This is a genomic window from Streptococcus sp. 27098_8_74 (assembly GCF_041431705.1).
Taxonomy (GTDB): Bacteria; Bacillota; Bacilli; order Lactobacillales; family Streptococcaceae; genus Streptococcus; species Streptococcus salivarius_E.
Window position 1 is genome coordinate 13,848 of sequence record NZ_JAPVYF010000003.1, and the last position, 26,921, is coordinate 40,768.

Here is a 26,921-nt window from a genome sequence, read left to right on the forward strand (position 1 = left end):
GATAAGTTCAACAACAAAGAGGAGGACACAAGATGTCAACTACTATCATTGGTTTCCCACGTTTGGGTGAATTCCGCGAATTAAAATTTACAACAGAAAAATACTTTAGAAATGAAATTACTGCAGATGAACTTTTAGCAGCAGCCAAAGACTTGCGTGCAAAACACTGGAATATTGTTAAAGAGAAGGGTATCACTGAAATTCCTTCAAATGATTTTTCACATTACGATAACTTCCTTGATGCAGCTTTCCTTTTCAACGTCCTACCTGAATCTGTTCAAAACTTGGATTTGACAGATCTTGAACGTTACTTTGCTTTGGCGCGTGGTTACCAAGGTGAAAAAGGGGATGTTCGTGCCCTTCCTATGAAAAAATGGTTTAATACTAACTACCATTACATCGTTCCTAAATTTGAAAAAACAACAGAAGTTAAACTTGCTGGTCACAAGATTTTTGATGAGTACCAAGAAGCAAAAGAATTGGGTCTTAATACACGTCCAGTTGTGGTTGGACCATTCACTTTCCTTCAATTGTCTGACTTTGAAGATGGTGTAAAAGCTGAAGACTTCGTAGATAGCTTTGTTTCTGCATACCAAGATGTTTTTGCAAAATTGGCAGAGCTTGGTGCTACTCGTATTCAACTTGATGAGCCAGCTCTTGTTAAAGATTTGACATCTGAAGAAAAAGCTCTCTTCTTGAACCTCTACAACAAGCTCTTGGCTGATAAGAAAGGCCTTGAAGTTTTGATTCAAACTTACTTTGGTGATGTTCGTGATGTCTACAATGACCTTGTGAACTTGCCAGTTGATGGTATTGGTCTTGACTTTGTTGAAGGTAAGAAAACACTTGAATTGGTTAAAGGTGGTTTCCCAGCTGATAAGATTCTCTATGCCGGTATCGTCAATGGTAAAAACATCTGGCGTAACAACTACGAGAAGAGCCTCGCAATTCTTGAACAAGTTCCAGCTGAAAATGTTGTTTTGACAACCTCTTGCTCACTTCTCCACGTACCATTTACAACTGCTAATGAAGATTTTGAACCAGCTATTTTGGACCACTTCGCCTTTGCGGTTGAAAAATTGGGTGAATTGCGTGACTTGGATGCCATCCGCAATGGTCAAGGTGCAGAAGCACTTGCTGCTAACAAAGAACTCTTTGCGACTGAGCGTGTTGGTGAAAATGCTGAGCTTCGTGCTCGTATTGCAGGTTTGACTGAAGCCGATTACACTCGTTTGCCAGCGTTTGCAGAACGTGAAGCGATTCAAAAGGATGCTTTCAAACTTCCATTGCTTCCAACAACAACTATCGGTTCATTCCCTCAAACTAAGGAAGTTCGTGCTAAACGTTTGGCTTTCCGTAAGAATGAATTGTCACAAGAAGAATACGATGCTTTCCTTGCTGAAATCACTGATGAATGGATTAAATGGCAAGAAGAAGTTGGATTTGACGTTCTTGTTCATGGAGAGTTTGAACGTAATGACATGGTTGAGTACTTCGGTCAGAACTTGTCAGGTTACCTCTTCTCTAAAAATGGTTGGGTTCAATCATACGGTATGCGTGGGGTTAAACCACCAATCATTTGGGGTGATGTCACTCGTCTTAACCCAATCACTGTTAAATGGTCTAGCTACGCTCAAAGCCGTACAGACAAACCTGTTAAAGGTATGTTGACTGGACCTGTAACTATCCTTAACTGGTCATTCCCACGTGAGGACATCTCTATTAAGGATTCAACTCTTCAAATTGCTCTTGCAATCAAAGACGAAGTGCTTGACCTTGAAGCTGCAGGTGTGAAAATTATCCAAATTGACGAAGCTGCTCTTCGTGAAAAATTGCCACTCCGTCGTAGTGACTGGTATGAGGATTACCTCGACTGGGCAATTCCAGCTTTCCGTTTGGTACACTCAACTGTAGCACCAGACACACAAATCCACACTCACATGTGTTACTCAGAATTTACAGATATCATCCCAGCCATCGACAACTTGGATGCTGACGTTATCTCATTTGAAGCTAGTCGTTCAAATCTTGAAATTTTGGATGAACTTAAAGCACAAAACTTCCAAACAGAAGTTGGACCTGGGGTTTACGATATCCACTCACCACGTGTCCCACAAGACGGTGAAATTGACCACACTATCGAAGCAATCTTGGCTAAAGTACCAAGTGGTAAAGTCTGGATTAACCCTGACTGTGGTTTGAAGACTCGCGGAATCAAAGAAACTAAAGAAAGCTTGATCAAGCTTGTAGAAGCTGCAAAAGCAGCTCGCGAAAACTTGTAAGCAGAAGTTATCATACGTTGAAGACCTTCTTCCTTAAGTGTAGAAGGTTTTCAATAGCTAATAATATTCTAAAGATTTTTGCAAGCAGGCTATGATTAACAAGTGTACGCTACTTATGAAGTCAGTAGGCACTTAAAACTGCTTTTGTCTTAACAAAAATCTAAAATAAGAAGGTATAAAATATGACAAGCCAAACACCATCACTCTCTTTTGAAGTATTTCCACCCAACCCAGCAGTGGGTAATGAAAAAATTCTACGTGCCCTCGAGGATATGCAAGGATTGGCCCCACACTTTATCAGTGTGACAGCAAGTAATAACAAATATAATATCAAAGAGACGACGGTTCCTTTGGCAGATCATATTCAAAATGACCTAGCCATCCCAACGATTGCCCACCTTCCAGCTATCTATTTGAGTAAAGAAAAGGTTGCTGATACCTTACGTGACTTGGATGCTGTTGGTGTACACCGTATCTTAGCTCTACGTGGCGATATTATCCCAGGTGTGGAACCTCTTAAAGATTTTAGATATGCCACTGATTTGATTGAGTTTATCAAGGACCAAGCTCCTCAATTTGATATCATCGGTGCCTGCTATCCTGAAGGGCATCCCGATTCAGCAAATCAAATCTCTGATATCCAAAACCTCAAGAAAAAGGTTGATGCAGGTTGTTCTAGCCTTGTAACCCAACTCTTCTTTGACAATGAACGTTTCTATGATTTTCAAGATAAATGTACCTTGGCAGGTATTGACGTACCAATTCATGCTGGAATTATGCCTATCTTGAATCGTAACCAAGCTCTACGTTTGCTTGAGACTTGTGAAAATATCCATTTACCACGTAAGTTCCGTGCCATTTTGGATAAGTATGAACATGATCCTGAGTCACTTAGAGCGGCAGGTCTTGCCTATGCTATTGACCAGATTGTCGACCTTGTTACGCAAGATGTTGCAGGCGTTCACCTCTACACCATGAATAATGCAGAAACTGCTCGTCATATTCACGAAGCGACTCATTCCTTATTTAAGCATCATTCACAAGTTAGTGCTCTATAATTGAATCATAAAATTACCACCTATAGTTTAATCTATAGGTGGTTTATTGGTTCTAGTAGCAAAAAAGATAGCTTGCTTCCGTAATCCAAGTTTTGTCGGTATAAAAAAGACTTAGAGCTTAGCTCTAAGTCTTAAATATTATTCGCCTACGAAAGCATTGATTTCTGCTTCGATATTCGCAATTTTTTCTTTAGCATCTGCTTCAGATTCACCAACTGTAGCGATGTAGAATTTGATTTTTGGTTCTGTACCTGAAGGACGAACGGCAAACCATGAATCATCAGCCAAGATGTATTTAAGCACGTTACTTGGAGGAGTTGTTAATTTTTCAACGCCATCAGCAGTAGTTGCTGTTTGTTCCAAGAAGTCTTCTGTCTTAGCAATGTCTGTGTTGTTGAATTGTTTAGGAGCATTGTCACGGAATTTATCCATGATTTTCTTGATTTCAGCAGCTCCGTCAACACCTGAAAGGGTAACAGAGATAGTTTTTTCTGCGAAGTAACCATATTGTTTGTAGATTTCTTCGATACCGTCTGCCAAAGTCATGCCACGTGAACGGTAGTAAGCAGCGATTTCAGCAACGATAAGAACAGCTTGGATAGCGTCTTTGTCACGTACGAATGGTTTGATGAGGTAACCGAAGCTTTCTTCGAAACCAAGCATGTAAGTGTGGTTGTGTTGTGTTTCAAATTCATGAATTTTTTCACCGATAAATTTGAAACCAGTCAAGACGTTAAACATAGTTGCGCCGTAGCTTTCTGCAATCTTAGTAACCAACTCAGTTGATACGATTGATTTACAGAGGGCAGCATTGGCAGGAAGGGTACCAGCTGTTTTGTGAGCTTCAAGAATATATTTAGCAATGATAGCTCCGATTTGGTTACCAGAAAGGTTGAGGTAAGAACCATCTGGTTGGCGGATTTCAACACCAAGGCGGTCAGCATCTGGGTCAGTTGCAACCAATACATCAGCGTCTACTTTGCGACCAAGTTCTTCAGCAAGAGCAAATGCTTCTTGGTTTTCAGGGTTTGGAGATTTAACAGTTGAGAAGTCAGGGTCTGGTACAGCTTGCGCTTCAACAACTTGTACAGCTTCAAATCCAGCTTGCGCAAGAGCACGACGTGCCAACATTTCACCAGTACCATGAAGTGGAGTGTAGACAATCTTCATGTCACGACCGTATTCATTGATCAAGTCTTGGTTGATGTTAACGCCTTTCACTTCTTTCAAGTATTCAGCGTCGACGTTTTCACCGATAACTTCAATCAAGCCGTTAGCTTTGCTTTCTTCAAGATCAGCCAATTGTACAGTGAAAGGATTTTCGATAGCGCGGATGTAATCTGTCAAAGCATCGGCATCTGCAGGTGGCATTTGTCCACCGTCTTCACCATAAACCTTGTATCCATTAAACGGAGCAGGGTTGTGGCTAGCTGTTACCATGATACCAGCAAATGTGTGGAGATGACGAACAGCAAATGACAATTCAGGTGTTGGACGTAGGCTTTCAAATACATAAGATTTGATACCATGAGCAGCCAAAACTTGAGCAGATTCAAAAGCAAACTCAGGAGAGAAGTGACGGCTATCGTAAGCAATAGCAACACCACGTTTTTTAGCTTCTTCCCCTTTTGAGTCAATCAATTGGGCCAAACCTTCAGTTGCTTGGCGAACAACGTAAATGTTAATGCGGTTAGTACCAGCACCAATCAATCCACGCATACCAGCTGTACCGAATTCAAGGTTGGTATAGAAGGCATCTTCTTTCGTTTTTTCATCCATTGCGACCAACTCATCACGAAGGTAAGCAGGCAATTCAGCGAAGTCGAGCCATTTTTGATAATTTTCAGTGTAAGACATAGCAATCTCCTTTATATTTTTAAACGCTTACATTATACCATAATTAAAGAAAAAAAACATGGTAATTACCATGTTTTTTCTTTATTTTTTCAATCGCAGTAACACTGGTGTGATACTTAGAGTTAACAGACCGGCGATAATCATTTCAGCAATCGAATTTGTTGTGAAAATAGTTGCCATTAGTGTTTTGCCACCTGCTGTGTAGAAGTTAGGAATTAGGAAGTAGATACCAAGAAGTACAAAAAATGTATTTGTGAAAGCACCTAAAACCCCAGATAGAGCCAGACCTAGACGGTTTTGAAGTAACTTGTAGACAAAGTATGGGAAAATACCGATTAGGATACGAGGGACGATGGCAATGACTGCTGATGCCCAAGTTCCCCCTTCAACAAAAGGACTAAAGAGATAGCTACTAACCGTATAGATAACAGTGTTGCGAATAATACTCATAATTCCCATGAAGCCACCCAAATAAGCTCCAATCTTAGGACCGTAGACGATGCTAGCGATAATAACTGGGATATGGGTTAGGGTTGGTTTGATTGGAAGTACAAAAGCAGCAAAGATGGTTTGACTGAGTACTTCGATTACAACCATTGTAGCTATCAAGAGGGATAACTGAGCCGTTTGGTTTGCTTTATTTTTCTTATTCATCATAAACTCCTTTTTATTCTCTGCAAGGCTATTTTGTTAAAGCATTGTCAATGGATTCAATAATGTCATCAATATCAGCTAAGGCACCACGTCCTGTATCTCCACAAGCCAGTAAACCTGATTTTGGAAGAATTTCTTGGTAGCCAAGGTCATGCAAAGTATCTAGATTCTTCTTAGTCAGTGGATTTTCATACATTTTCGTATTCATTGCAGGGGCAATTAGTTTAGGTGTGGTGCTAGGTAAAGCTAAAGCAGTAGCAGTAAGCATATTATCAGCTAGGCCGTGTGCTAATTTGGCAATGGTATTTGCTGAAGATGGAGCTACAACAAAGAGGTCAGCTTCTTTACCTAAGTCAATATGATTAATACGTTCAGCCAATTTTTCTTCCATGACATCAGTGTGAACAGGATTCTTCGAAAGGACTTGAAGTGTCAGAGGGGTGATAAAGGCTTGAGCAGCTTCAGTCATAATGACGTGAACGTCATAACCTTTTTTCTTTAACCTACTTGTTAGATCAGCTGCTTTATAGGCGGATATTGATCCTGAAACAGCAAGGATGATACGTTTAGTCATGGCATATCCTTTCAAATAAAGCTTGAGCAATTGCAGATTTAGTCGTAACTTTCTCCTCGTTTTTTTCGTCAACAAGATAGGCAATATGCTGATCTGGAGTAATATCACTCAAGTCGTTGGCAACAATAATATCAGCTTTGTTGCGTTTCAGACTTGCACGAGCAACCTCAAAAAGCTCTTCTTTTCTTACATTAACCAAAAGTTTGAAGCCAATCAATTGAATATCAGGATTCCATTGTTTGACGAGGCTAATGATCTTCGGTGTTTTTTTTAGAAAAAGAACCTGATAATCAGAAGCCGATGATATCTTGCTTTCAGTGTTAGATTTATGCAAGAATTGAGCGAGATCTTCGGTGTCCTCCAGTTCAGCAAAATCCGTCATATAAATAGGAGTATAATCAGAGACTGCCATACTATGTATAAGAACATCGTGCTCTTTGACGAGTGGCTCCATCTTTCTGAGAAGACTTTCTACGTTCGTAATTTCTGTAATCTTTAGATTTTCTTTCGGTTCTGGTTTAACCGCTGTCTTGGTCGTTACTAAGGTTACTTGGTGACCCTTAGCTAAGAAAAGTTCAGCGATTTCCTTTCCTAGATAACCTGTTGAATGGTTTGTGATTCCACGTACAGCATCAATCTTTTCAGTGGTACCACCCGATGTAATCAAAATTTTCATAGTAGTATTGTACTAAAAATTGAGTCTTTTGTAAATAATAGTAGGTATTTTTGGGGTGTACCCCTATAAATTAAAGTTATAACGATTTATAACAAAACAAAAACCGAACATTGAAAAGTAATTAACCAAAAATAATGCGTTTTTTATCAAACTCTGATATAATAGATTCTAGAAAAATATAGAGGAGTGTCTCATGAAAACAGATATCGAAATTGCTCAAAGTGTAGAATTAAAACCAATCACAGAAGTAGTTGAAAAAGTTGGAATCGGCTTTGACGATTTGGAACTCTACGGAAAATATAAGGCAAAATTGTCATTTGATAAAATCAATGCAGTCAAAGACAATAAGCCAGGAAAATTGATTTTGGTGACAGCTATCAACCCAACACCAGCTGGTGAAGGGAAATCAACCATGTCAATTGGTCTTGCAGACGCTCTTAACAAAATTGGTAAGAAAACAATGATTGCCCTTCGTGAACCATCTCTTGGTCCGGTTATGGGAATCAAAGGTGGTGCTGCAGGTGGTGGTTACGCTCAAGTGCTTCCGATGGAAGATATCAACCTCCACTTCACAGGGGATATGCACGCTATTACTACAGCAAATAATGCTTTGTCAGCCCTTCTTGACAACCATATTCATCAAGGAAATGCTCTCGGCATTGACCAACGTCGTATCATTTGGAAACGTGTGGTTGACCTTAATGACCGTGCACTTCGTCATGTAAATGTTGGTCTTGGCGGACCACTTAATGGTATTCCACGTGAAGATGGTTTTGATATTACTGTTGCGTCTGAAATCATGGCGATTCTTTGCTTGGCTACTGATATTAATGACCTTAAAGAACGTTTGGCTAATATTGTAGTTGCCTACCGTTATGACCGTACACCAGTTTATGTACGTGATCTTGAAATTGAAGGTGCGCTTACCCTTATTCTTAAAGATGCCATCAAACCTAATTTGGTACAGACAATTTATGGAACACCAGCCTTGGTACACGGTGGTCCATTTGCCAATATCGCTCACGGATGTAACTCAGTTCTAGCTACAGCTACAGCTCTTCGTTTGGCTGATTATACGATTACTGAAGCAGGTTTCGGTGCTGACCTTGGTGCTGAAAAATTCCTTGATATCAAGACTCCAAACCTCCCAACAACTCCTGATGCCGTTGTTATTGTTGCGACACTTCGTGCCCTCAAAATGCACGGTGGGGTAGCCAAAACTGACCTCTCTGAAGAAAATGTTCAGGCCGTTCGTGATGGCTTCGCAAACTTGAAACGTCATGTGGAAAACGTTCGTAAATTTGGTCTTCCAGCAGTCGTTGCTATTAACGAATTTGTTGCTGATACTGAAGCTGAAATTGCAGCCCTTAAAGAACTTTGTGCAGAAATCGATGTTCCTGTTGAATTGGCTAGCGTTTGGGCTAATGGTGCTGATGGTGGTATTGACCTTGCCAACGCAGTAGTTGATGCTGTTGAAAATGGTAATGCCAACTATAAACGTCTTTATTCTGATGATGATAGCTTGGAAGAAAAAATCACTAAGATTGTTACTGAAATCTATGGTGGTAAATCAGTTGTCTTCGAGAAAAAAGCTAAGAACCAACTCAAACAATTTGCAGAATTCGGTTGGGATAAATTGCCAGTATGTATGGCCAAAACACAATATAGCTTCTCAGATAACCAATTCTTACTTGGAGCACCAGAAGGTTTTGATATCACTATTCGTGAATTTGTTCCTAAAACAGGTGCTGGATTTATCGTAGCTCTTACAGGTGACGTCATGACAATGCCTGGTCTTCCAAAAGCACCAGCAGCCCTCAAGATGGACGTAGCTGAAGACGGAACAGCTGTTGGTTTGTTCTAAGAAGAAATATCGATATAAAACAGTACCTATTGGTGCTGTTTTTTGTTTGAGTTATGAAAAACTTAAGGAAAGTTTAGTAGACTAAATCTAAATAAAAGAAGATCAAAGCACTAGATGATTACGTCTATTTTAGATATAATGATAAAACTTAGTCAAAGTGTTATTTGTATCTTTGACACCTAACAAGGGGGATAACTATGATTAAAATACTACTAGTAGAAGATGATTTGAGTTTGTCGAACTCAGTTTTTGATTTTTTAGATGACTTTGCTGATGTGATGCAAGTCTTTGATGGAGATGAAGGTCTCTACGAAGCTGAAAGTGGCGTCTATGATTTGATTCTTTTAGACCTTATGTTACCTGAAAAAGATGGTTTCACGGTTCTTAGAGAATTACGTGAAAAAGGTGTAACAACTCCTGTACTTATCATGACGGCTAAGGAAAGTCTAGATGATAAGGGTCATGGCTTTGAACTGGGTGCAGACGACTATCTAACCAAACCTTTCTATTTAGAAGAGTTGAAGATGCGTATTCAAGCACTTTTGAAACGATCTGGTAAATTTGACCAAAACACACTTTCTTTTGGTGATGTTCGTGTCAATCTTGCTACAAATTCAATCTTTGTGGGGGATAAAGAAGTAGAACTTCTTGGTAAAGAGTTTGATTTATTAGTTTACTTCTTACAAAATCAAAACGTGATTTTGCCTAAGTCACAAATTTTTGACCGTCTTTGGGGATTTGATAGTGATACCACAGTATCAGTTGTTGAGGTTTATGTTTCTAAAATTCGTAAGAAACTTAAAGGAACAGACTTTGCTGCCAATCTCCAAACCTTGAGAAGTGTGGGGTATATTTTGAAGAATGCTGACTAAATTTTTCAATTATCTCTTTAGGAGAATCAAGTCAGACGGATTTAAGTCGTTCATTCATTTCTTTGCCACTTTTTCTGGTATTTTCCTTATCATGACTGTCATGATTTTACAGATTCTGAGTTACGGCGTTTATTCCAATGTGGACTCTAGTCTGAAAATGGCAGCCACTAAAACCAATTCTTATTTAGAAATGGAAATGCTAAAACGGGAACTTTTTCTGACTTCTGAGGTAGATCAAAATAATACGACAACCATTTACCAAGCCTATGATACTAATGAGTCGACAGCTGAAACATCTGACTCGAGTGACTCTAAGAAAGAGCCTAAGAAGAAATCAAAGATAGAAGATGCTCCTCACGATTTATCAGTTGCGGCAAATACCAGTGTCTTGGTACTTGATAAGAGTGGAAAAGTCCTCAATGTCGTTGATAAATTTTCAAGCTTATCCAATTTACCAATAGACAAAAATAACATTGATGTTATCAGCAAGGGAAGTGCTCAGAATTATTTCGATCAAACGGAAAAGTACCGTCTGATTACTGAAAAAGTAGATAATAGCCTCTATCCTGATGCTAAGTACCTTGTTATTGCGATTAATACAACTCAATTGGAAGAAGCCACTGAACGTTATGTTAAGCTAATTGTCATCATGATGAGTTTCTTCTGGCTTTTATCTGTTGCGGCTAGTATGTATTTGGCTAAGTGGTCAAGACGTCCTATCCAGGAAAGCTTGGAGAAGCAGAAGGCTTTTGTTGAGAATGCTAGCCATGAGTTACGGACACCGCTTGCTGTGATTCAAAACAGATTAGAAGTTCTTTTCCGCAAGCCTGAGAGCACCATTCTAGATAATTCAGAGAATATTGCTTCAAGCCTTGATGAAGTACGCAACATGCGTCTTTTGACGACTAATCTTTTGAACTTGGCTCGTCGTGACGATGGTATTAAACCAGAAATCGAAACCTTAGAACCTGCTTTCTTTGATACAGTCTTTACCAACTATGCCATGATTGCAGAAGAAAATGAGAAAGGTTTCACGGCTCAAAACCAAGTTGGTCGTCCAATCCAGACTGATAAAACGTTATTGAAACAGTTAATGACCATCTTATTTGATAATGCTATTAAATATACGGAAGATGATGGACATGTTACCTTTACTGTTCGCACTAATGACCGCCATCTTTATATTTCTGTAGCTGATAATGGTCCTGGAATATCAGATAGTGATAAGAAAAAAATCTTTGATCGCTTTTATCGCGTAGATAAGGCTAGAACCAGACAAAAAGGTGGGTTTGGACTTGGCTTATCCCTAGCGCAACAAATTGTTTTAGCCCTAAAAGGAACAATTGTTGTTAAAGATAATCAACCAAAGGGAACGATTTTTGAAGTTAAGATTACTGGAGTTTAATTAATAAAGAAAACCTGCTAGGCGATAAGCTAGCAGGTTTTTTGGGTAATAAAAAAACTCCTAAATGGAGCTTTCAATTAGTTAGCCAATTTAGCTGCAAGACGTGATTTATCGCGGCTTGCTTTGTTTTTATGAATCAAACCTTTAGAAGCGGCTTTATCGATGCTAGCTGATGCAGCACGGTAAGCTTCTTCAGTTGGGTTAGCGTTGAATGCTTTAATAGCAGTACGCAAAGCTGATTTTTGAGCTGAGTTTTTTTCGTTTTGTTTAACGTTAAGTTCAGCGCGTTTGATAGCTGATTTAATATTTGCCAATGTTTTCACCTCCAAAATTTATCTAACTATGTCATTATACGTTATTTTAGGCCCCTTGGCAAGCTTTTTCTATTTTTTTAAGTGGATGAAGTCGATTTTATGATTGTCTCCCTTGTGAAGAATCAGTTCAGCTCGACTTCGTGTAGGTTCGATATAATTTTCCAGGTTAACCAAATTGATATCACGCCAGGTTTTTTGTGCTAAAGATAAAGCTTCATCCTTACTAAATTTAGTGAAACGATGGTAGTAGTTATTTTCATCTTTTTTGGCGAGCTCAAGAAGGGTTTGAAAACGTTCGAGATACCAGGATTCGATATTATTAACTTCAGCGTCAATGTAGAGAGAAAAATCAAAATAGTCACTCATGTAAAGTCGTTGGTTAATAGGGTTCTGGAAAACATTAATCCCTTCGACAATTAGAAAATTGGGCTGTCTGATTTCTTGGGTAAGTCCTGGTACAATATCATAAATTTCATGAGAGTAAACAGGAATATTGACATCACCACCATTTTTTATAGTATCTAAAAAGTTGAGAAGAAGTGGCATATCGTAGGACTCAGGGAAGCCCTTACGATTAAGGATGCCTTTTTCTTTCAAGGTTTGGTTAGGATAGAGAAAGCCATCAGTTGTCACAAGTTCAACATTAGATTGGGGAAAGGTACGCTGCAACAAGAGTTGAAGCAAACGACTGGTAGTGGATTTGCCAACAGCAACTGAACCAGATACCCCAATAATAAATGGACGGTTAGTCTGTGATTTTTGTAAAAAGATACTCTTAGAAAAGGTTAGATCGTTGGCAGTTTTCTGATAGATACGAATGAGATTGATAAGGGGAAGATAAATGTCACTAACTTCTTGCACATCAATCTTATCATTAAGGCTGCGAATGGAATCCAGTTCTTCTGAAGTCAATGGGGCATTGTCCTCTTTATGAAGGCGTTGCCATTCCTTGCGTGATATCGTTTCGAAATTGATAAATTCATTTAGCATAAATAACATTATAGCAGAAAAAAAGGTCGAATGTAAGCCTTGTCATTTCACTAGCCTTACTTTAGTATTTATGATACGATAAAGAAAAAGTACTATCTAGAAGGAAAAAATAATGTCAAAAATGTATTATGCTGAGACGCCAGATGCGGCTCATGATATTCATGATTTAAAGGTTAATTTATTAGGAGAAAGTTTTCAGTTTTATACAGATGCTGGGGTTTTCTCTAAAAAAATGATTGATTTTGGGAGTCAAGTGCTTTTGAGTGCATTAGATTTGGAAGCTGGCAAAACGCTTTTAGATGTGGGTTGTGGCTATGGTCCTCTCGGTATCAGTTTAGCCAAGGTCCAAGGAGTTAAAGTCACTATGATTGACATCAATAGTAGGGCGATTGATTTAGCTAGACAAAATGCTCAACGAAATAAGGTTGAAGCTACTATCTTCCAATCAAATATCTATGAAAATGTCACTGGAAGTTTTGACTATATTATTTCTAATCCACCTATCCGTGCGGGCAAGAAGGTGGTTCATCAAGTTATCGAGGAGGCATATGATTATCTCAATCAAGGTGGTAACCTAACTATTGTTATTCAGAAAAAACAAGGTGCTCCGTCAGCTAAGGCTAAGATGGAGGATGTGTTTGGTAATGCTGAAGTCGTTAAAAAGGCTAAAGGATATTATATCCTTAGAAGTGAGAAATTATGAGAACAGTTGATTTAATTGAAAAGAAAAGAGATGGTGGCGAGTTAAGCACAGAGGAAATTTCATATCTCATTAATGGCTATGTGTCTGGGGAAATACCAGACTATCAGATAGCTGCTTTGGCGATGGCGATTTATTATCAAGGTATGTCTATTCGTGAAATCCATGATTTGACCACTGATATGGTTGCTTCAGGTGAACAATATGATTTGTCAGAAATTCCAGGTGTTAAGGTAGATAAACATTCGACCGGAGGCGTTGGTGATAAGGTAACCATCATTCTGATGCCGCTTGTAGCTAGCTTTGGTGTTCCAGTGGCTAAGATGAGTGGTCGTGGTCTCGGACACACAGGTGGAACGATTGACAAATTAGAGTCTATCAAAGGCTATCAGGTTGAGCGTAGTAAGGAAGAATTCATTCAGCAAGTTAAAGACATTGGGATTTCCCTTATTGGTCAGTCTGAGCATTTGGTTAAGGCTGATAAACTTCTTTATGCCTTGCGTGATGTCACTGCAACAGTAGATTCCATTCCTCTAATCGCAAGCTCTGTTATGTCCAAAAAGATTGCAGCAGGCGCTGATAAGATTTTACTGGATGTTACTGTTGGTCAAGGCGCTTTTATGAAAAATATGTCTGACGCTGAGAAGTTGTCTGAAACCATGGTTGCACTAGGTCATGAGGTCAATCGTGAAACGATTGCAGTTATTACAGATATGAGCCAGCCACTAGGTAAGGCTATTGGTAACCGTTTAGAAATCACAGAGGCTATTGAAATTATGCAAGGTAAGGGACGTGAAGATATCACTGACTTTATCTGTGAGTTGGCTGAGATTCTATTAGATTTGGCTCAGGTTGAAGCTAGTCAGGAAGAGATTCGTCAGCACTTAGTGGGTGGAAAAGCCCTTGCTAAGTTTGAAGAACTCATTCAAGCTCAAGGTGGTGATTTGACTGATCTTTATCGTCATAGCAGTGCTCCTGTCGTGACAGATATTCATGCTCATGAAACAGGTTACATTAAAGAGTTACCTGCAATGGCATTTGGAAAATTTGCTATGCAATTAGGAGCAGGTCGAGCTACGAAGTCAGATAGTCTTAATTATGAAACAGGAATTGTATTTGAAAAGAAAGTTGGCGATTCTGTGACTCAGGGAGACCTTATTGCCAAGGTCTATAGCCAAGAAATTTTATCTGAAAAAATGCTGACTGAATTCGAAAAAAATGTTATTATGGGTAGTGAATGTAAAGAAACGACAGAAATATTAAAGATAATTCACTAACCCTTAATTTAATTCTAATCAAGGAGTTTGTTTATGTATGTTAATAGCTATATTGACCATACCTTACTAAAAGCTGATGCTAATAAAGAACAGATTCTTTCCTTAATTGATGAGGCTAAGAAGTATGAGTTTGCCAGCGTCTGTGTTAATCCAACTTGGGTCAAAACGGCAGCTGAATTGCTAAAAGATAGTTCTGTTAAAGTTTGTACGGTTATCGGTTTTCCTTTGGGAGCATCGACTTCTGCAGTTAAGGCTTTTGAAGCCAAGGATGCTATTGCCAATGGGGCGGATGAAATTGATATGGTAATCAATATCGGTGCTCTTAAATCTAGAAATCTTAAATTAGTTGAAGACGATATTAAAGCTGTTGTTGAAGCTAGTGGAAGAAAACTTGTGAAGGTTATTATTGAAACTTGTCTATTGACTGATGAAGAAAAGGTCGAAGCTTGCCAATTAGCAAAACTGGCAGGTGCAGATTTTGTGAAGACATCTACAGGGTTTTCTACTGGTGGTGCTACCATTGAAGATATTGAACTTATGCGAGAAGCTGTTGGTCCTATTATGGGAGTCAAGGCATCTGGTGGAGCACGTACACTTGAGGCGGCTAAAGCCTTTATCAAAGCTGGTGCAACCCGTATTGGTACTTCGTCAGGAGTGGCCATTATGAAAGGTCAAGAAAGCCATGACAGTTACTAACAAAGAGAAAGTGATAGAAGCAGCTCGATTGGCAGCAGAAAATGCCTATGTTCCCTACTCTAAGTTTAGAGTTGGTGCGGCTTTGATTACAAAAAATGGAGAAATCTTTCAAGGCTGCAATATAGAAAATGCCTCTTTTGGATTGACCAATTGTGCAGAAAGAACGGCTATTTTTAAAGCGGTATCTGAAGGACACCGTGATTTTGAGTGTCTCGCTGTTTACGGTGATACCAAAGAGCCTATATCACCATGCGGTGCATGTCGCCAAGTGATGGCTGAGTTTTTTAAATCCGATTCTAAAGTGATTCTTATCGCTGAAGATAAATCGACAGTCGAGATGACAGTCGGAGAGTTGTTACCATACTCTTTTACAGACTTACAATAGTCTAGTTGTTTTATTCTTTATTAAGCAAGTTTTCTTGCAAGTTATAGGAGGAGTGTTCAAGATGAAATTGAACAAGAAAATTATCGGTCTTGGCCTTGTTGCCGTAGCAGCACTTGGTCTTGCAGCATGTGCTCGTGGCGGACGCGGTGGATCATCAGCTGATTCTAAAGTTAAAGCTGCTATCGTTACAGATACTGGTGGGGTAGATGATAAATCATTTAACCAATCAGCATGGGAAGGACTCCAAGAGTGGGGTAAAGCTAACAAACTTAAAAAAGATTCTGGCTTTACTTACTTCCAATCAAACTCAGAGTCTGACTTTGCAAACAATATGTCAGCTGCTCAAAGCCAAGGTTACAACCTCATCTTTGGTGTTGGTTTTGCCCTTCATGATGCTGTTTCAGATGCTGCTAAGGAACATGAAGATGTTAACTACGTAATCATTGATGATGTCATCAAAGACCAAAAGAATGTTGAGAGCGTTTTGTTTGCTGATAACGAAGGTGCTTACCTTGCAGGTATCGCAGCAGCAATGCAATCAAAAACAAATAAAGTTGGTTTCATTGGTGGTCAAACATCAGATACAATTACACGTTTTGAAGCTGGTTTCACAGCAGGTGCTAAATCTGTAAAACCAGACATCGATGTACAAGTTCAATATGCTGAATCATTCTCAGACGCTGCTAAAGGTACAACAATTGCTTCAACTATGTACGCTTCAGGCGTTGACGTAATCTATCAAGCAGCTGGTGGTACTGGTACTGGTGTCTTCACAGCAGCTAAAGAAGTTAACGAAAAACTTGATGCTGACAGCGATAAGAAAGTTTGGGTAATCGGTGTTGACCGTGACCAAAATGCAGAAGGTAACTATACATCTTCAGACAAGAAAAAATCTAACTTTGTTTTGACTTCAACAATCAAAAAAGTTGGTACAGTTGTTAAAGATATCGCTAACGGACAACTTAAAGGCGATAAATTTGAAGGTGGTTCTACTAAGACTTATGGTATCAAAGATGGTGGTGTTGACATCGTAACATCTAAGCTTCCTTCTGATATCAAGGATGCAGTAGAAAAAGCTAAAGAACAAATCAAGAATGGTGAATTGAAACCAACTGATGGTCTTAGCAAATAATCCATAATATCTAAACTGGGACAATTTTTGTCTCAGCAAAGGGAAGCAGTTTATATTTCCCTTTGCTGATATAAAAATAATTCTTGAAAGGAGATTGTATGACGAAGCCAAATGTCATTGAGATGCACGATATTACCAAAAAATTTGGTGAATTTGTGGCAAATGATCATATCAATCTTGATGTGAGACCAGGAGAAATTCATGCCCTCCTCGGTGAAAATGGTGCTGGTAAGTCAACCTTAATGAACATGCTTGCAGGTCTTTTACAGCCAACAAGCGGGATTATTAAGGTTAATGGACAAGAGGTGACGATTGATTCACCTTCGAAAGCAACGAAATTGGGGATTGGGATGGTTCACCAACACTTTATGTTGGTTGAAGCTTTTACAGTTGCTGAGAATATCATCCTGGGTAGTGAGGTAACCAAAGCTGGTGGTGTCCTTGATATGAAGAAGGCTATTAAGGAAATTACTGAGCTCTCTGAAAGATATGGTCTTGCGGTAGATCCAACAGCTAAGGTGGCAGATATTTCTGTTGGTGCTCAACAGCGTGTTGAAATCCTTAAGACTCTGTATCGTGGTGCTGATATTTTGATTTTCGATGAACCGACTGCGGTATTGACTCCGTCTGAAATTACTGAACTTCTAAACATCATGAAAACCTTGGTCAAAGAAGGCAAGTCAATTATCCTTATCACCCATAAATTGGATGAGATTCGTGCGGTTTCTGACCGTGTCACAGTTATCCGTCGTGGTAAATCAATTGATACAGTGACAATTGAAGGATCAACAAATGCTGACTTGGCTGAAATGATGGTTGGTCGTCATGTCTCCTTTAAAACAGAAAAAATTCCTTCAAATCCAAAAGAAGTTGTTCTTTCTATTAAAGATTTGGTGGTTAATGAGAACCGTGGTGTTCCTGCCGTTAAGAACTTATCTTTAGATGTTCGTGCGGGTGAAATCATCGGTATTGCCGGTATTGATGGTAACGGTCAAACAGAGCTTGTTCAAGCGATTACTGGACTACGTAAAGTTAAGTCTGGTGACATTACTATCAAGGGTGAATCTATTATTCATAAGACAACTCGTCAGATTACAGAGATGAGTGTTGGTCATATTCCTGAAGACCGTCACCGTGACGGTATGGTTCTTGAAATGACAGTAGCTGAAAATATTGCCCTTCAAACCTACTACAAGGAGCCAAATTCGAAAAATGGTATCTTGAACTATAATGTTATCAATGCTAAAGCTCGAGAATTGATGGAAGAATTTGACGTTCGTGGTGCTGGAGAGTTGATTGCTGGTGGTGACTTGTCTGGTGGTAACCAACAAAAAGCTGTTATCGCCCGTGAAATTGACCGTGACCCAGAGCTTCTTATTGTCAGTCAACCAACTCGTGGTCTTGACGTAGGTGCCATTGAATACATTCGTAAACGTATTATCGCAGAGCGTGATAAAGGTAAGGCTGTTATTGTAGTCAGCTTTGAATTGGATGAAATTCTTGATATGTCAGACAGAATTGCAGTTATCTACGATGGTGCAATTCAAGGTATCCTAGATCCTGCTGAAACGAATAAGCAAGATCTTGGTATCCTAATGGCTGGTGGACAATTGAATAAGGAGGAAGCAAATGTCTAAGAAAACACAAAATTGGGCAGTTCCTTTGATTGCTGTCCTCTTGGGAATGTTGATCGGGGCTGTATTGATGTTAATCTTTGGTTACGATCCATTCTGGGCTTACTATGATCTCTTCAGTACAGCCTTCGGTTCTTTGAAAAATATTGGTGAAATTCTTCGTGCCATGAGTCCCTTGATTCTTATCGCACTCGGATTTTCTGTAGCATCTAAAGCTGGTTTCTTTAACGTTGGTTTGCCTGGTCAGGCTTTAGCAGGTTGGACTTCGGCTGTATGGTTTGCATTATCATTTCCAGAATTACCAAAAGTAGTTTCAGTTTTCTGTACAGTAATCATCGGTCTAGTAGCTGGTGGTATCGCTGGTGCAATTCCGGGTATTCTTCGTGCTTACTTGGGAACTAGTGAGGTCATTGTTACCATCATGATGAACTACATCATTTTGTATGTAGCAAACAATATTGTTCGATTTGGTTTTACAGCCGACATGTTACGTTCATCAGAAGCATCTAATAAGGTCGCAGCCTCTGCAAGCTATCAAACAGAATTCTTATCCTCTCTAACCGGTGGCTCACGTTTTAATATTGGTTTCTTCCTTGCTCTTGCAGCAGTTTTCCTTGTTTGGTTCATGCTCAAGAAAACAACAACTGGTTTTGAAATTACATCTGTAGGTCTTAACCCTCATGCATCTGAATATGCAGGGATGTCATCAAAACGTGTTATTATCATGTCTATGATTATTTCAGGTGCCCTTTGTGGACTTGGAGGAACAGTAGAAGGACTTGGTACCTTCCAAAATGCCTTTGTTCAAAACTCTTCATTGGCAATTGGTTGGAACGGTATGGCGGTTGCTCTTTTGGCTACTAATTCACCTATTGGTATTCCGTTTGCTGCCCTTCTTTATGGTGTCTTGTCTGTAGGTAAGAGTGGTATGATTGGTGTGCCTCCTGAAGTTATCGACGTTGTATCTGCTTTGATTATCTTCTTTGTCGGTGCTAACTATATTATTAGATATTGGGTTCGCCCTCGTCAAAAGTCAGTGAAAGCTAAAGGAGGACAAAACTAATATGGACTTCATTACAATTTTAGCCTTGATTGTTGCCTCTATGCTGAAATACTCAGCACCATTGATTTTCACAAGTATCGGTGGTACTTTCTCTGAACGAGGCGGTATCGTAAATGTCGGTCTTGAGGGAATCATGGTTATTGGAGCCTTCGCAGGTGTTCTCTTTAACTTGAATTTTGCAGATAGTTTTGGTGATGCAACTCCTTGGATTACCGCAATTGTAGCAGGTCTTATTGGTCTTGTTTACTCATTGCTCCACGCGGTTGCGACCATTAATTTCCGTGCGGATCATGTTGTCTCTGGTACGGTATTGAACTTGATTGCTCCATCTTTAGCAGTCTTTCTGACACGTGTTATCTTTGGTGCCGGCCAAACACCAGCTATTAGCCATAACTTTAAAACTGTATCATTTCCAATTTTGAGCCACATTCCAGTCTTGGGTAAAGTCTTCTTTACGAACGTTTCCTTGATTGCATATGTAGCGATTTTGGTTTCAGTTGTGTCTTGGTGGGTTATCTTCAAGACTCGCTTTGGTTTGCGTCTTCGCTCAGTAGGTGAGCACCCACAGGCAGCGGATACACTTGGTATTAATGTTTACCGTATGCGCTACTATGGTGTCATGATTTCAGGATTCCTTGGTGGTGTTGGTGGTGCAGTTTATGCTCAATCCATCTCTAACAACTTTGCTATTACGACGATTGCAGGTCCTGGTTTCATCGCCTTGGCTGCTATGATTTTTGGTCGTTGGAATCCAGTTGGAGCTATGCTCTCAAGTTTATTCTTCGGTTTGTCACAATCATTGGCAATTATCGGGAAACAACTTCCGCTTATTTCACATGTACCAAACGTCTACTTGCAAATTGCACCATATGTCTTGACAATTATTGTCTTGGCTGCATTCTTTGGTAAAGCAGTAGCACCAAAAGCTGATGGTGTTAACTATATCAAATCTAAATAAATACAATCTAGTATTTCAAGTAAGAAGGTCTTTAGACCTTCTTTTTTATGCATGTAAAAAGCCCAGCTTTATAGTTTGCTGAGCTTTTATTTTTATGAAAAATGTGGGTTAAAGTTTTTTTCGTGGCCTATAGTAGTGTCCCAACCGTGTCCGGGGAATACCTTGTAGTGGTTAGGAAGGGTGAAGAGTTGCTCTCGAATACTAGTGAGTAACTGATCGTGGTTTCCTGTTGGGAGGTCCCAGCGTCCAATTGTTTCTTTAAAGAGGGCATCACCAGAAAAGACGATTTCTTCTTCATCGAAAATTAAAGAAATGCCTCCGATAGAATGTCCTGGGGTTGGAACAACTTTAAACTGGAAATCCTCGATGTTATAGTCCTGAGTGAAATCGAAGTAGTATTCTGCTGGATTGACAATAACGTCTTCCATATCGTCATGACGTGGAAGTCCCGATAAATTATCAATAGGATTCATCAACCAGTCTTTTTCAGCCTCTGCAACATAAACAGGAGGGTAATTATAAGCTTGACGGACTGCCTCAACACTCATAATGTGATCGTAGTGTGTATGTGTCAAGAGGATAGCAGCAACAGGTTTATCACTTGCTTTAAGCTCAGCTAAGATAGCAGAAGTATCACTTCCTGGATCAATGACTAGACAGGCTGTATCGTTTTCTAAAATATAGGTATTTTCCTGAGCAACAGGATTTAAAATTCGTCTTATTTTCATAGCTCTAGTGTAGCACGAATTTCAGGCTTTTTCCAATATCAGAATGATGGCTTTGTCTTTTTTTGGGGCTTTGGATATGCTATAATAAGGTCACTATGAGTGAAAAAAACACGAATAAATATGCCATTGTTGACTTGGAAGCAACCTCCGCTTCGTCAACGGCTAGTATTATACAGGTGGGAATTGTCATCATGCAAAATGGTCAGGTGATTGACGAATTTGCGAGTGATGTTAACCCACACCAAGAACTAGATGATCACATTATTCATTTAACAGGGATTACCGATCAGCAGTTGGCTCAAGCCCCAGATTTCTCGGAAATTGCTAGAACCATTTTTGAACTGATTGAGGACTGTATTTTTGTTGCCCATAATGTTAAATTTGACGCCAATTTGCTTGCAGAGGCACTTTTCATGGAGGGCTTCGAACTAAGGGCTCCTCGTGTGGATACTGTCGAATTGGCTCAGGTTTTTTATCCGACGCTAGAACAATATAAGCTATCTCATTTATCCAAGGTTCTTAATCTTGACCTAGCTCAGGCCCATACCGCTATTGAAGATGCGAGAGCGACCGGACAGCTTTTGTTTCATTTGATGGATAAGATTGCTAGCTTACCTAGACAGACAATTGAGATGCTTTTGACCTTTTCAGATAATCTTCTTTTTGAAACTGAGTTGGTTATTCGTGATGCTATAAGAGGTCAAAATTTAGGTCTATCAAAAGAATATGTCACGCTTGAAGAATCTGGAATTGTTCTTCGTAGACCTTTGACTTATAAGGCAGAACGAAAACTGTCTCAAGATTTTGATACCAATATTGCTCTCTTAGATTTGGAATCAAGACCTAAACAAAGAGAGTTTGCTGAGGCAGTAAGAAGGGAGCTTGATAATACTGATATTTCCATGATTCAGGCTCAGACTGGAATCGGGAAAACCTATGGCTATTTGCTTCCCTTGTTGGCACAGTCTGATGTAGATAAAGTGGTGGTGGCTGTTCCGACCAAGCTCCTTCAAAATCAGATTATGAATCAGGAAGCCAAAGCCTTATCGGATGTCTTTAATATTAACTTCCATAGTCTCAAAGGACCTCAGAATTATATCAAGTTAGATGCCTTTTACCAGACCTTACTTCGTCAGGACAGTAACCGTTTGATTAATCGTTACAAAATGCAACTCTTAGTTTGGTTGACTGAAACGAAGACAGGGGATCTCGATGAAATCAGACAAAAACAGCGCTATATGGCCTATTTTGATGAGATTAAGCACGATGGTAAGTTAAAGGTGGATAGTCTTTTTGCTGAATATGATTTTTGGCAACAGTCCTACCAAAAAGCCCAAGAAGCTAGGGTAGTTGTGACCAATCATGCTTATCTTTTGACGCGTATGGAAGATGATCATGATTTTGTTCGAGGAAAAAATCTTGTGATTGATGAGGGACAAAAGATGGTTCTGGCTTTGGAACAATTTTCACGTCATCAAGTCAATCTTACAGTGCTTTTGCAACATATCCATCGTATTCTTGATAGTGGTAATCAAACCTTACTTCAACAACGCTTGCTCGAAAATTTGCAGTTTGAAGTTAGCCATCTAATCCAAGAACACCAACAATTTCCTCAGAAGCAGTATAATCGCCAGCAATTAGATCGTTTGCTACAAACCATTTCTGAACTGGAAGGTGAAAGTGATTTGATGGAGATGTTGTCTCCACTGAAGACACCCCTTTACAGCCATTTTTGGCTTGAAACAGACTATTATCAGGAACATCGTGTGACTTATTTAAAGGCGTCACGTCAAGAACTCTTAGAACTTTCAGCTTATCTACCAAGTGCTCAAAAAGTGATAATTGTTTCAGCAACTATTGATGTAGGACCTGATGTTGATGTGGCTGGTTTGTTGGGCTTAAAACAGGTACGTAAGGTTAGCCTTCCAATGGACACTTTACCCAATCAAGCTATTTGGATTGATCAAAGCATGCCTATGATTGGAGTTTCTTCTGAGGAGGAGTATGAAGTTGCTCTTGCAAAGCGTCTCCAGAAGCTATCTGAAATGGAATATCCAATTTTAGTACTATTCACGTCTCGAAAGAGTATGATGGCTGTTTCGGATTTATTGGATCATAGGGAAGTTCGTCACCTAACTCAAGAGAAAAATGGGACAGCTTTTAATGTCAAAAAACGTTTTGATAGAGGTGAGACCAATCTCCTTCTTGGTATGGGGTCATTCTGGGAAGGTGTTGACTTTGCTCAACAAGATAGGGTAATTGAGGTTATTGCACGTCTGCCGTTTGACAATCCTAAGGATCCTTTCTATCAAAAGATTGAATCTTGGTTTTCTAAGCAAGGAAAGAGTACCTTTGAGAGTTACAGTCTTCCAATGACGGTTTTACGTTTCAAACAAGCTATCGGACGTGCCCAAAGACGCCCAGAACAGCGTTCAGCTATTCTTCTTATGGATAATCGCCCACTCGTTAAGAGCTATGGAAAACTATTTCTAAAAGAAGTCACACAAGAAGTGGCGCTTAAGTATGCTAAGTTTGAGCAAGTCAAAGAGGATATTAAGGATTTCTTAGAAAAAGAAAGTTAACTTTTTAAAACAAACCTTTTCTAAGATTACTCAGGCTTTATGAATTTTACTGAGTTATAAAAAAGATAGACTTAATTGCTCAATACTAGCTATATTGCTATGTAAAGATTTATCATTTTCTGATATAATAAATTCAGAAACTTTTTTAGGAGGCATTATGCGTAAACAACGTTCACCTTGGACAAAAAAGCAACAGCTCATTTTTGGAATAATTGTAATCGTTGTGACCTTAATTGCCTCTGTGACTGCTATTCTTATTGTAGCGACTAAGCCTTACGTAGACGCTGAAAAGAAGGTTATTGCCATAGCAGAGAGCAAAGCAGACATAAGGACTGTTACTGAATTTGATATCTACCATGGTGAGTCTACCTATTACGGACTTCTTGGAAAGTCTGGTCAAGGTGAGAAACTAGCTGTTATCGTGAGTCATGATTCAGGTGAGGTTGATATCTACAAGCAAGCTGATGGCATTAGTAAGTCAGTGGCTAAGAAAGCTGCTAAAGCCTATGGTGCTAAGGAGATATCCTATGTCCACCTAGGGAAATATGGCAAAACTCCTATTTGGGAAGTGAAGTCAGGAACCCAGTATTATCTGGTTGATTTTATCTCAGGTCAGGTTATTAAAGTGGAAGGACTATAATGAAATGACAAAATTATCAAATCGTGTATTACAAATGGAAGAAAGTGTTACTTTAGCTGCCAGTGCGCGTGCTAAAGCTCTTAAAGCTCAAGGACGTGATATCTTGAGTTTGACACTTGGTGAACCAGATTTTGTAACACCTAAGAACATTCAAGATGCGGCCATTGCCTCTATCGAAAATGGTAAAGCAAGTTTTTATACCGTGGCTTCTGGACTTCCAGAACTCAAGGATGCGATTAGCACCTACATGCAAAATTTCTATGGCTATGCTGTGAAACCTAATGAGGTTGTTGTCGGCACTGGTGCGAAGTTTATCTTATATGCTTTCTTTGCTACGGTTATTAATCCTGGTGATGAAGTCATTATTCCAACACCTTGCTGGGTTTCTTACGTAGACCAAGTTAAAATGGTTGAAGGTGTTCCGGTCACTTTCCAAACGACTGAAGCTAATCACTTTAAAGCAACAGTTGAACAACTTGAAGCTGCTCGTACTGAAAAAACAAAAGTTGTTTTGCTTAATTCTCCATCAAATCCAACAGGAATGATTTACAGCAAGGAAGAATTGCAAGCAATCGGTGACTGGGCGGTTGAGCACGATATTTTGATTTTAGCAGATGATATCTATGGCCGTTTGGTCTATAATGGCAATACCTTTACTCCAATTTCAAGTCTTTCAGATGCCATTCGTAAGCAAACAATTGTGATTAATGGTGTTTCCAAGACCTATGCTATGACAGGTTGGCGTGTTGGTTTTGCTGTCGGAGATCCAGAAATTATTTCAGGTATGGCTAAGATTATCAGTCAAACGACATCAAATCTTACAGCAGTTTCTCAATATGCTGCTATTGAAGGCTTAACAGGTGATCAATCTTCTATCGAAGAAATGCGTCAGGCCTTTGAGGAACGTTTGAATACGATTTATCCACTCCTAGCTGAAGTGCCTGGCTTTGAAGTCATCAAACCTCAAGGTGCCTTTTACCTCTTCCCTAATGTTAAAAAAGCGATGGAAATCAAAGGCTACACAAATGTTAATGATTTTACAAACGCTATTCTTGAGGAGGCTGAAGTCGCTTTGGTAACAGGTGCAGGATTCGGCGCGCCTGAAAATATTCGACTTAGCTATGCAACAGACTTGGATACTTTGAAAGAAGCAGTCCGCCGAATCAAAGCCTTTATGGAAAAATAGAATTAATATAGATCAAAAGAAAAGAGAAGTAATTACATGTCTAAACAATTAGTTTCAATTATTGATGTGCCTAAACACGTGGGCGAAGAAATCACTATCGGTGCATGGGTAGCTAACAAATCAGGTAAAGGGAAATTGGCCTTTCTTCAATTGCGTGATGGAACTGCCTTCTTCCAAGCGGTAGCTTTCAAACCTAACTTCATCGAAAAATACGGTGAAGAAGAAGGTACTGAAAAATTTGATACTGTTAAACGCCTTAGCCAAGAAACATCAGTTTATGTGACTGGTGTGGTCAAAGAAGACGAACGTTCAAAATTTGGTTACGAGTTGGATGTGACAGCAGTAGAAGTCATCGGTGAATCACATGATTATCCAATCACACCAAAAGAACACGGAACTGACTTCTTGATGGATAATCGTCACCTTTGGTTGCGTTCACGTAAACAAATGGCTGTCCAACAAATTCGTAATGCGATTATTTACGCAACTTACGAATTCTTTGATAAAAATGGTTTCATCAAATTTGATAGTCCAATTTTGTCAGGAAATGCAGCTGAAGATTCAACAGAATTGTTTGAAACGGATTACTTTGGTACACCTGCTTACCTAAGCCAATCTGGCCAGCTTTACCTTGAAGCTGGTGCCATGGCTCTTGGTCGTGTCTTTGACTTTGGTCCTGTTTTCCGTGCCGAAAAATCTAAAACTCGTCGTCACTTGACTGAGTTCTGGATGATGGATGCTGAGTATTCATTCTTGTCACATGATGAGTCACTTGATTTGCAAGAAGCTTATGTTAAAGCTCTTATTCAAGGTGTTATTGATCGTGCGCCACAAGCTCTTGAAATCCTTGAACGTGATGTAGATCTTCTTAAGAAATACATTGCTGAGCCATTCAAGCGCGTGTCATATGATGAAGCTATCGATCTTCTTCAAGCACATGAAAATGATGAAGATACTGATTACGAGCACCTCGAACATGGAGATGACTTTGGTTCACCACACGAAACTTGGATTTCAAACTATTTTGGTGTTCCAACATTCGTTGTTAATTATCCAGCAAGCTTCAAGGCCTTCTACATGAAACCAGTTCCTGGTAATCCTGAGCGCGTTCTTTGTGCAGACCTTTTGGCTCCAGAAGGTTATGGTGAAATCATCGGTGGTTCAATGCGTGAAGATGACTACGATGCTCTTGTAGCTAAAATGGATGAACTCGGAATGGATCGTTCAGAATACGAATTCTACCTTGACCTTCGTAAATATGGTTCAGTACCACACGGTGGTTTTGGTATCGGTATTGAACGTATGGTTACTTTCGTAGCTGGAACAAAACACATCCGTGAAGCTATTCCATTCCCACGTATGTTGCACCGTATCAAACCATAAGAAAAATTCTT

Annotated in this window: 24 protein-coding genes; 17 read left to right on the forward strand and 7 right to left on the reverse strand. The window is 39.4% G+C overall.

Annotated elements, in window-relative coordinates; all coding sequences use genetic code 11:
* Positions 1 to 32 precede the first annotated feature (32 nt).
* Positions 33 to 2,282, forward strand: a complete 2,250-nt coding sequence (gene metE / locus O3670_RS01560; protein WP_371595728.1) for a 5-methyltetrahydropteroyltriglutamate--homocysteine S-methyltransferase — start codon at positions 33 to 35, stop codon at positions 2,280 to 2,282.
* A 182-nt stretch (positions 2,283 to 2,464) separates the two neighbouring features.
* Positions 2,465 to 3,340 carry a methylenetetrahydrofolate reductase [NAD(P)H] gene (gene metF / locus O3670_RS01565; RefSeq protein ID WP_201061345.1) on the forward strand — a complete coding sequence of 292 codons (876 nt, stop codon included), beginning with the start codon at positions 2,465 to 2,467 and terminating at the stop codon, positions 3,338 to 3,340.
* Between the two features lie 138 nt (positions 3,341 to 3,478).
* Here metF and O3670_RS01570 read toward each other — a convergent pair whose 3' ends face one another.
* The 4 genes from O3670_RS01570 to O3670_RS01585 all read right to left on the reverse strand — a co-directional run bounded on the left by O3670_RS01570 (position 3,479) and on the right by O3670_RS01585 (position 7,101).
* Positions 3,479 to 5,197 (reverse strand): phospho-sugar mutase, encoded by a 1,719-nt coding sequence (locus O3670_RS01570; RefSeq protein ID WP_175057619.1) that lies wholly within the window; start codon positions 5,195 to 5,197, stop codon positions 3,479 to 3,481.
* An 81-nt stretch (positions 5,198 to 5,278) separates the two neighbouring features.
* Positions 5,279 to 5,851 carry an ECF transporter S component gene (locus O3670_RS01575; RefSeq protein ID WP_021144028.1) on the reverse strand — a complete coding sequence of 191 codons (573 nt, stop codon included), beginning with the start codon at positions 5,849 to 5,851 and terminating at the stop codon, positions 5,279 to 5,281.
* A 28-nt stretch (positions 5,852 to 5,879) separates the two neighbouring features.
* The gene (gene coaC, locus O3670_RS01580) at positions 5,880 to 6,425 is read right to left on the reverse strand and encodes a phosphopantothenoylcysteine decarboxylase (protein WP_021144029.1); all 546 of its coding nucleotides are present in this window, start codon (positions 6,423 to 6,425) and stop codon (positions 5,880 to 5,882) included.
* A complete protein-coding gene (locus O3670_RS01585; RefSeq protein WP_002891136.1) occupies positions 6,418 to 7,101 on the reverse strand; it encodes a phosphopantothenate--cysteine ligase in 684 nt (227 codons plus the stop codon). Before O3670_RS01585 ends, coaC begins: the two co-directional genes overlap by 8 nt.
* Before the next feature lie 193 nt (positions 7,102 to 7,294).
* Here O3670_RS01585 and O3670_RS01590 point away from each other — a divergent pair, with 193 nt between their 5' ends.
* From O3670_RS01590 to O3670_RS01600, 3 genes are all read left to right on the forward strand, one after another.
* Positions 7,295 to 8,965 (forward strand): formate--tetrahydrofolate ligase, encoded by a 1,671-nt coding sequence (locus O3670_RS01590; protein ID WP_048675542.1) that lies wholly within the window; start codon positions 7,295 to 7,297, stop codon positions 8,963 to 8,965.
* A gap of 197 nt (positions 8,966 to 9,162) precedes the next feature.
* A complete protein-coding gene (locus O3670_RS01595; protein ID WP_021144033.1) occupies positions 9,163 to 9,837 on the forward strand; it encodes a response regulator transcription factor in 675 nt (224 codons plus the stop codon).
* Positions 9,827 to 11,242 carry a sensor histidine kinase gene (locus O3670_RS01600; RefSeq protein ID WP_037620265.1) on the forward strand — a complete coding sequence of 472 codons (1,416 nt, stop codon included), beginning with the start codon at positions 9,827 to 9,829 and terminating at the stop codon, positions 11,240 to 11,242. Before O3670_RS01595 ends, O3670_RS01600 begins: the two co-directional genes overlap by 11 nt.
* Before the next feature lie 77 nt (positions 11,243 to 11,319).
* Here the strand turns inward: O3670_RS01600 and rpsT are convergent, their stop codons facing one another.
* Together rpsT and coaA are read right to left on the reverse strand one after the other, a co-directional pair.
* On the reverse strand, positions 11,320 to 11,556 hold the full coding sequence (rpsT, locus tag O3670_RS01605) for a 30S ribosomal protein S20 (RefSeq protein ID WP_004182129.1): 237 nt from the start codon (positions 11,554 to 11,556) through the stop codon (positions 11,320 to 11,322).
* A 69-nt stretch (positions 11,557 to 11,625) separates the two neighbouring features.
* Positions 11,626 to 12,546 (reverse strand): type I pantothenate kinase, encoded by a 921-nt coding sequence (gene coaA, locus O3670_RS01610; protein ID WP_059749264.1) that lies wholly within the window; start codon positions 12,544 to 12,546, stop codon positions 11,626 to 11,628.
* Positions 12,547 to 12,658: 112 nt separating this feature from the next.
* Here coaA and O3670_RS01615 point away from each other — a divergent pair, with 112 nt between their 5' ends.
* The 8 genes from O3670_RS01615 (at position 12,659) to O3670_RS01650 (ending at position 20,391) form a co-directional block, all read left to right on the forward strand.
* A complete protein-coding gene (locus O3670_RS01615) occupies positions 12,659 to 13,249 on the forward strand; it encodes a class I SAM-dependent methyltransferase (protein WP_014633038.1) in 591 nt (196 codons plus the stop codon).
* Complete coding sequence (locus O3670_RS01620; RefSeq protein WP_371595729.1) at positions 13,246 to 14,523, forward strand: pyrimidine-nucleoside phosphorylase; 1,278 nt, start codon at positions 13,246 to 13,248, stop codon at positions 14,521 to 14,523. Before O3670_RS01615 ends, O3670_RS01620 begins: the two co-directional genes overlap by 4 nt.
* 33 nt (positions 14,524 to 14,556) lie before the next feature.
* Positions 14,557 to 15,219 carry a deoxyribose-phosphate aldolase gene (gene deoC, locus O3670_RS01625; protein ID WP_021144037.1) on the forward strand — a complete coding sequence of 221 codons (663 nt, stop codon included), beginning with the start codon at positions 14,557 to 14,559 and terminating at the stop codon, positions 15,217 to 15,219.
* On the forward strand, positions 15,206 to 15,604 hold the full coding sequence (locus O3670_RS01630; RefSeq protein WP_021144038.1) for a cytidine deaminase: 399 nt from the start codon (positions 15,206 to 15,208) through the stop codon (positions 15,602 to 15,604). The genes deoC and O3670_RS01630 overlap by 14 nt, the downstream gene beginning before the upstream one ends.
* 67 nt (positions 15,605 to 15,671) lie before the next feature.
* On the forward strand, positions 15,672 to 16,736 hold the full coding sequence (locus O3670_RS01635; RefSeq protein ID WP_277619134.1) for a BMP family lipoprotein: 1,065 nt from the start codon (positions 15,672 to 15,674) through the stop codon (positions 16,734 to 16,736).
* A 98-nt stretch (positions 16,737 to 16,834) separates the two neighbouring features.
* The gene (locus O3670_RS01640) at positions 16,835 to 18,373 is read left to right on the forward strand and encodes an ABC transporter ATP-binding protein (RefSeq protein ID WP_004182049.1); all 1,539 of its coding nucleotides are present in this window, start codon (positions 16,835 to 16,837) and stop codon (positions 18,371 to 18,373) included.
* On the forward strand, positions 18,366 to 19,433 hold the full coding sequence (locus O3670_RS01645; RefSeq protein ID WP_004182077.1) for an ABC transporter permease: 1,068 nt from the start codon (positions 18,366 to 18,368) through the stop codon (positions 19,431 to 19,433). The genes O3670_RS01640 and O3670_RS01645 overlap by 8 nt, the downstream gene beginning before the upstream one ends.
* Before the next feature lies 1 nt (position 19,434).
* Positions 19,435 to 20,391 (forward strand): ABC transporter permease, encoded by a 957-nt coding sequence (locus tag O3670_RS01650; protein ID WP_073687007.1) that lies wholly within the window; start codon positions 19,435 to 19,437, stop codon positions 20,389 to 20,391.
* Between the two features lie 92 nt (positions 20,392 to 20,483).
* Here O3670_RS01650 and O3670_RS01655 read toward each other — a convergent pair whose 3' ends face one another.
* Positions 20,484 to 21,119 carry an MBL fold metallo-hydrolase gene (locus tag O3670_RS01655; protein WP_022496688.1) on the reverse strand — a complete coding sequence of 212 codons (636 nt, stop codon included), beginning with the start codon at positions 21,117 to 21,119 and terminating at the stop codon, positions 20,484 to 20,486.
* Positions 21,120 to 21,214: 95 nt separating this feature from the next.
* Here O3670_RS01655 and O3670_RS01660 point away from each other — a divergent pair, with 95 nt between their 5' ends.
* The 4 genes from O3670_RS01660 (at position 21,215) to asnS (ending at position 26,910) form a co-directional block, all read left to right on the forward strand.
* Positions 21,215 to 23,701, forward strand: coding sequence for a bifunctional DnaQ family exonuclease/ATP-dependent helicase (locus tag O3670_RS01660; protein ID WP_073687006.1), 2,487 nt, complete (start codon positions 21,215 to 21,217; stop codon positions 23,699 to 23,701).
* Positions 23,702 to 23,858: 157 nt separating this feature from the next.
* On the forward strand, positions 23,859 to 24,341 hold the full coding sequence (locus tag O3670_RS01665) for a cell wall elongation regulator TseB-like domain-containing protein (protein WP_073950996.1): 483 nt from the start codon (positions 23,859 to 23,861) through the stop codon (positions 24,339 to 24,341).
* Between the two features lie 4 nt (positions 24,342 to 24,345).
* Positions 24,346 to 25,527 carry a pyridoxal phosphate-dependent aminotransferase gene (locus O3670_RS01670; protein WP_371595730.1) on the forward strand — a complete coding sequence of 394 codons (1,182 nt, stop codon included), beginning with the start codon at positions 24,346 to 24,348 and terminating at the stop codon, positions 25,525 to 25,527.
* Positions 25,528 to 25,563: 36 nt separating this feature from the next.
* A complete protein-coding gene (gene asnS, locus O3670_RS01675; RefSeq protein ID WP_002891115.1) occupies positions 25,564 to 26,910 on the forward strand; it encodes an asparagine--tRNA ligase in 1,347 nt (448 codons plus the stop codon).
* The last annotated feature ends 11 nt before the right edge of the window (positions 26,911 to 26,921 follow it).

Excerpts from the sequence above, each read along its gene's own strand:
- metE (WP_371595728.1), top strand. The coding sequence starts at position 33 with ATGTCAACTACTATCATTGGTTTCCCACGTTTGGGTGAATTCCGCGAA.
- metF (WP_201061345.1), top strand. The coding sequence starts at position 2,465 with ATGACAAGCCAAACACCATCACTCTCTTTTGAAGTATTTCCACCCAAC.
- O3670_RS01570 (WP_175057619.1), bottom strand. The coding sequence starts at position 5,197 with ATGTCTTACACTGAAAATTATCAAAAATGGCTCGACTTCGCTGAATTG.
- O3670_RS01575 (WP_021144028.1), bottom strand. The coding sequence starts at position 5,851 with ATGAATAAGAAAAATAAAGCAAACCAAACGGCTCAGTTATCCCTCTTG.
- coaC (WP_021144029.1), bottom strand. The coding sequence starts at position 6,425 with ATGACTAAACGTATCATCCTTGCTGTTTCAGGATCAATATCCGCCTAT.
- O3670_RS01585 (WP_002891136.1), bottom strand. The coding sequence starts at position 7,101 with ATGAAAATTTTGATTACATCGGGTGGTACCACTGAAAAGATTGATGCT.
- O3670_RS01590 (WP_048675542.1), top strand. The coding sequence starts at position 7,295 with ATGAAAACAGATATCGAAATTGCTCAAAGTGTAGAATTAAAACCAATC.
- O3670_RS01595 (WP_021144033.1), top strand. The coding sequence starts at position 9,163 with ATGATTAAAATACTACTAGTAGAAGATGATTTGAGTTTGTCGAACTCA.
- O3670_RS01600 (WP_037620265.1), top strand. The coding sequence starts at position 9,827 with ATGCTGACTAAATTTTTCAATTATCTCTTTAGGAGAATCAAGTCAGAC.
- coaA (WP_059749264.1), bottom strand. The coding sequence starts at position 12,546 with ATGCTAAATGAATTTATCAATTTCGAAACGATATCACGCAAGGAATGG.
- O3670_RS01615 (WP_014633038.1), top strand. The coding sequence starts at position 12,659 with ATGTCAAAAATGTATTATGCTGAGACGCCAGATGCGGCTCATGATATT.
- O3670_RS01620 (WP_371595729.1), top strand. The coding sequence starts at position 13,246 with ATGAGAACAGTTGATTTAATTGAAAAGAAAAGAGATGGTGGCGAGTTA.
- deoC (WP_021144037.1), top strand. The coding sequence starts at position 14,557 with ATGTATGTTAATAGCTATATTGACCATACCTTACTAAAAGCTGATGCT.
- O3670_RS01630 (WP_021144038.1), top strand. The coding sequence starts at position 15,206 with ATGACAGTTACTAACAAAGAGAAAGTGATAGAAGCAGCTCGATTGGCA.
- O3670_RS01640 (WP_004182049.1), top strand. The coding sequence starts at position 16,835 with ATGACGAAGCCAAATGTCATTGAGATGCACGATATTACCAAAAAATTT.
- O3670_RS01645 (WP_004182077.1), top strand. The coding sequence starts at position 18,366 with ATGTCTAAGAAAACACAAAATTGGGCAGTTCCTTTGATTGCTGTCCTC.
- O3670_RS01650 (WP_073687007.1), top strand. The coding sequence starts at position 19,435 with ATGGACTTCATTACAATTTTAGCCTTGATTGTTGCCTCTATGCTGAAA.
- O3670_RS01655 (WP_022496688.1), bottom strand. The coding sequence starts at position 21,119 with ATGAAAATAAGACGAATTTTAAATCCTGTTGCTCAGGAAAATACCTAT.
- O3670_RS01660 (WP_073687006.1), top strand. The coding sequence starts at position 21,215 with ATGAGTGAAAAAAACACGAATAAATATGCCATTGTTGACTTGGAAGCA.
- O3670_RS01665 (WP_073950996.1), top strand. The coding sequence starts at position 23,859 with ATGCGTAAACAACGTTCACCTTGGACAAAAAAGCAACAGCTCATTTTT.
- O3670_RS01670 (WP_371595730.1), top strand. The coding sequence starts at position 24,346 with ATGACAAAATTATCAAATCGTGTATTACAAATGGAAGAAAGTGTTACT.
- asnS (WP_002891115.1), top strand. The coding sequence starts at position 25,564 with ATGTCTAAACAATTAGTTTCAATTATTGATGTGCCTAAACACGTGGGC.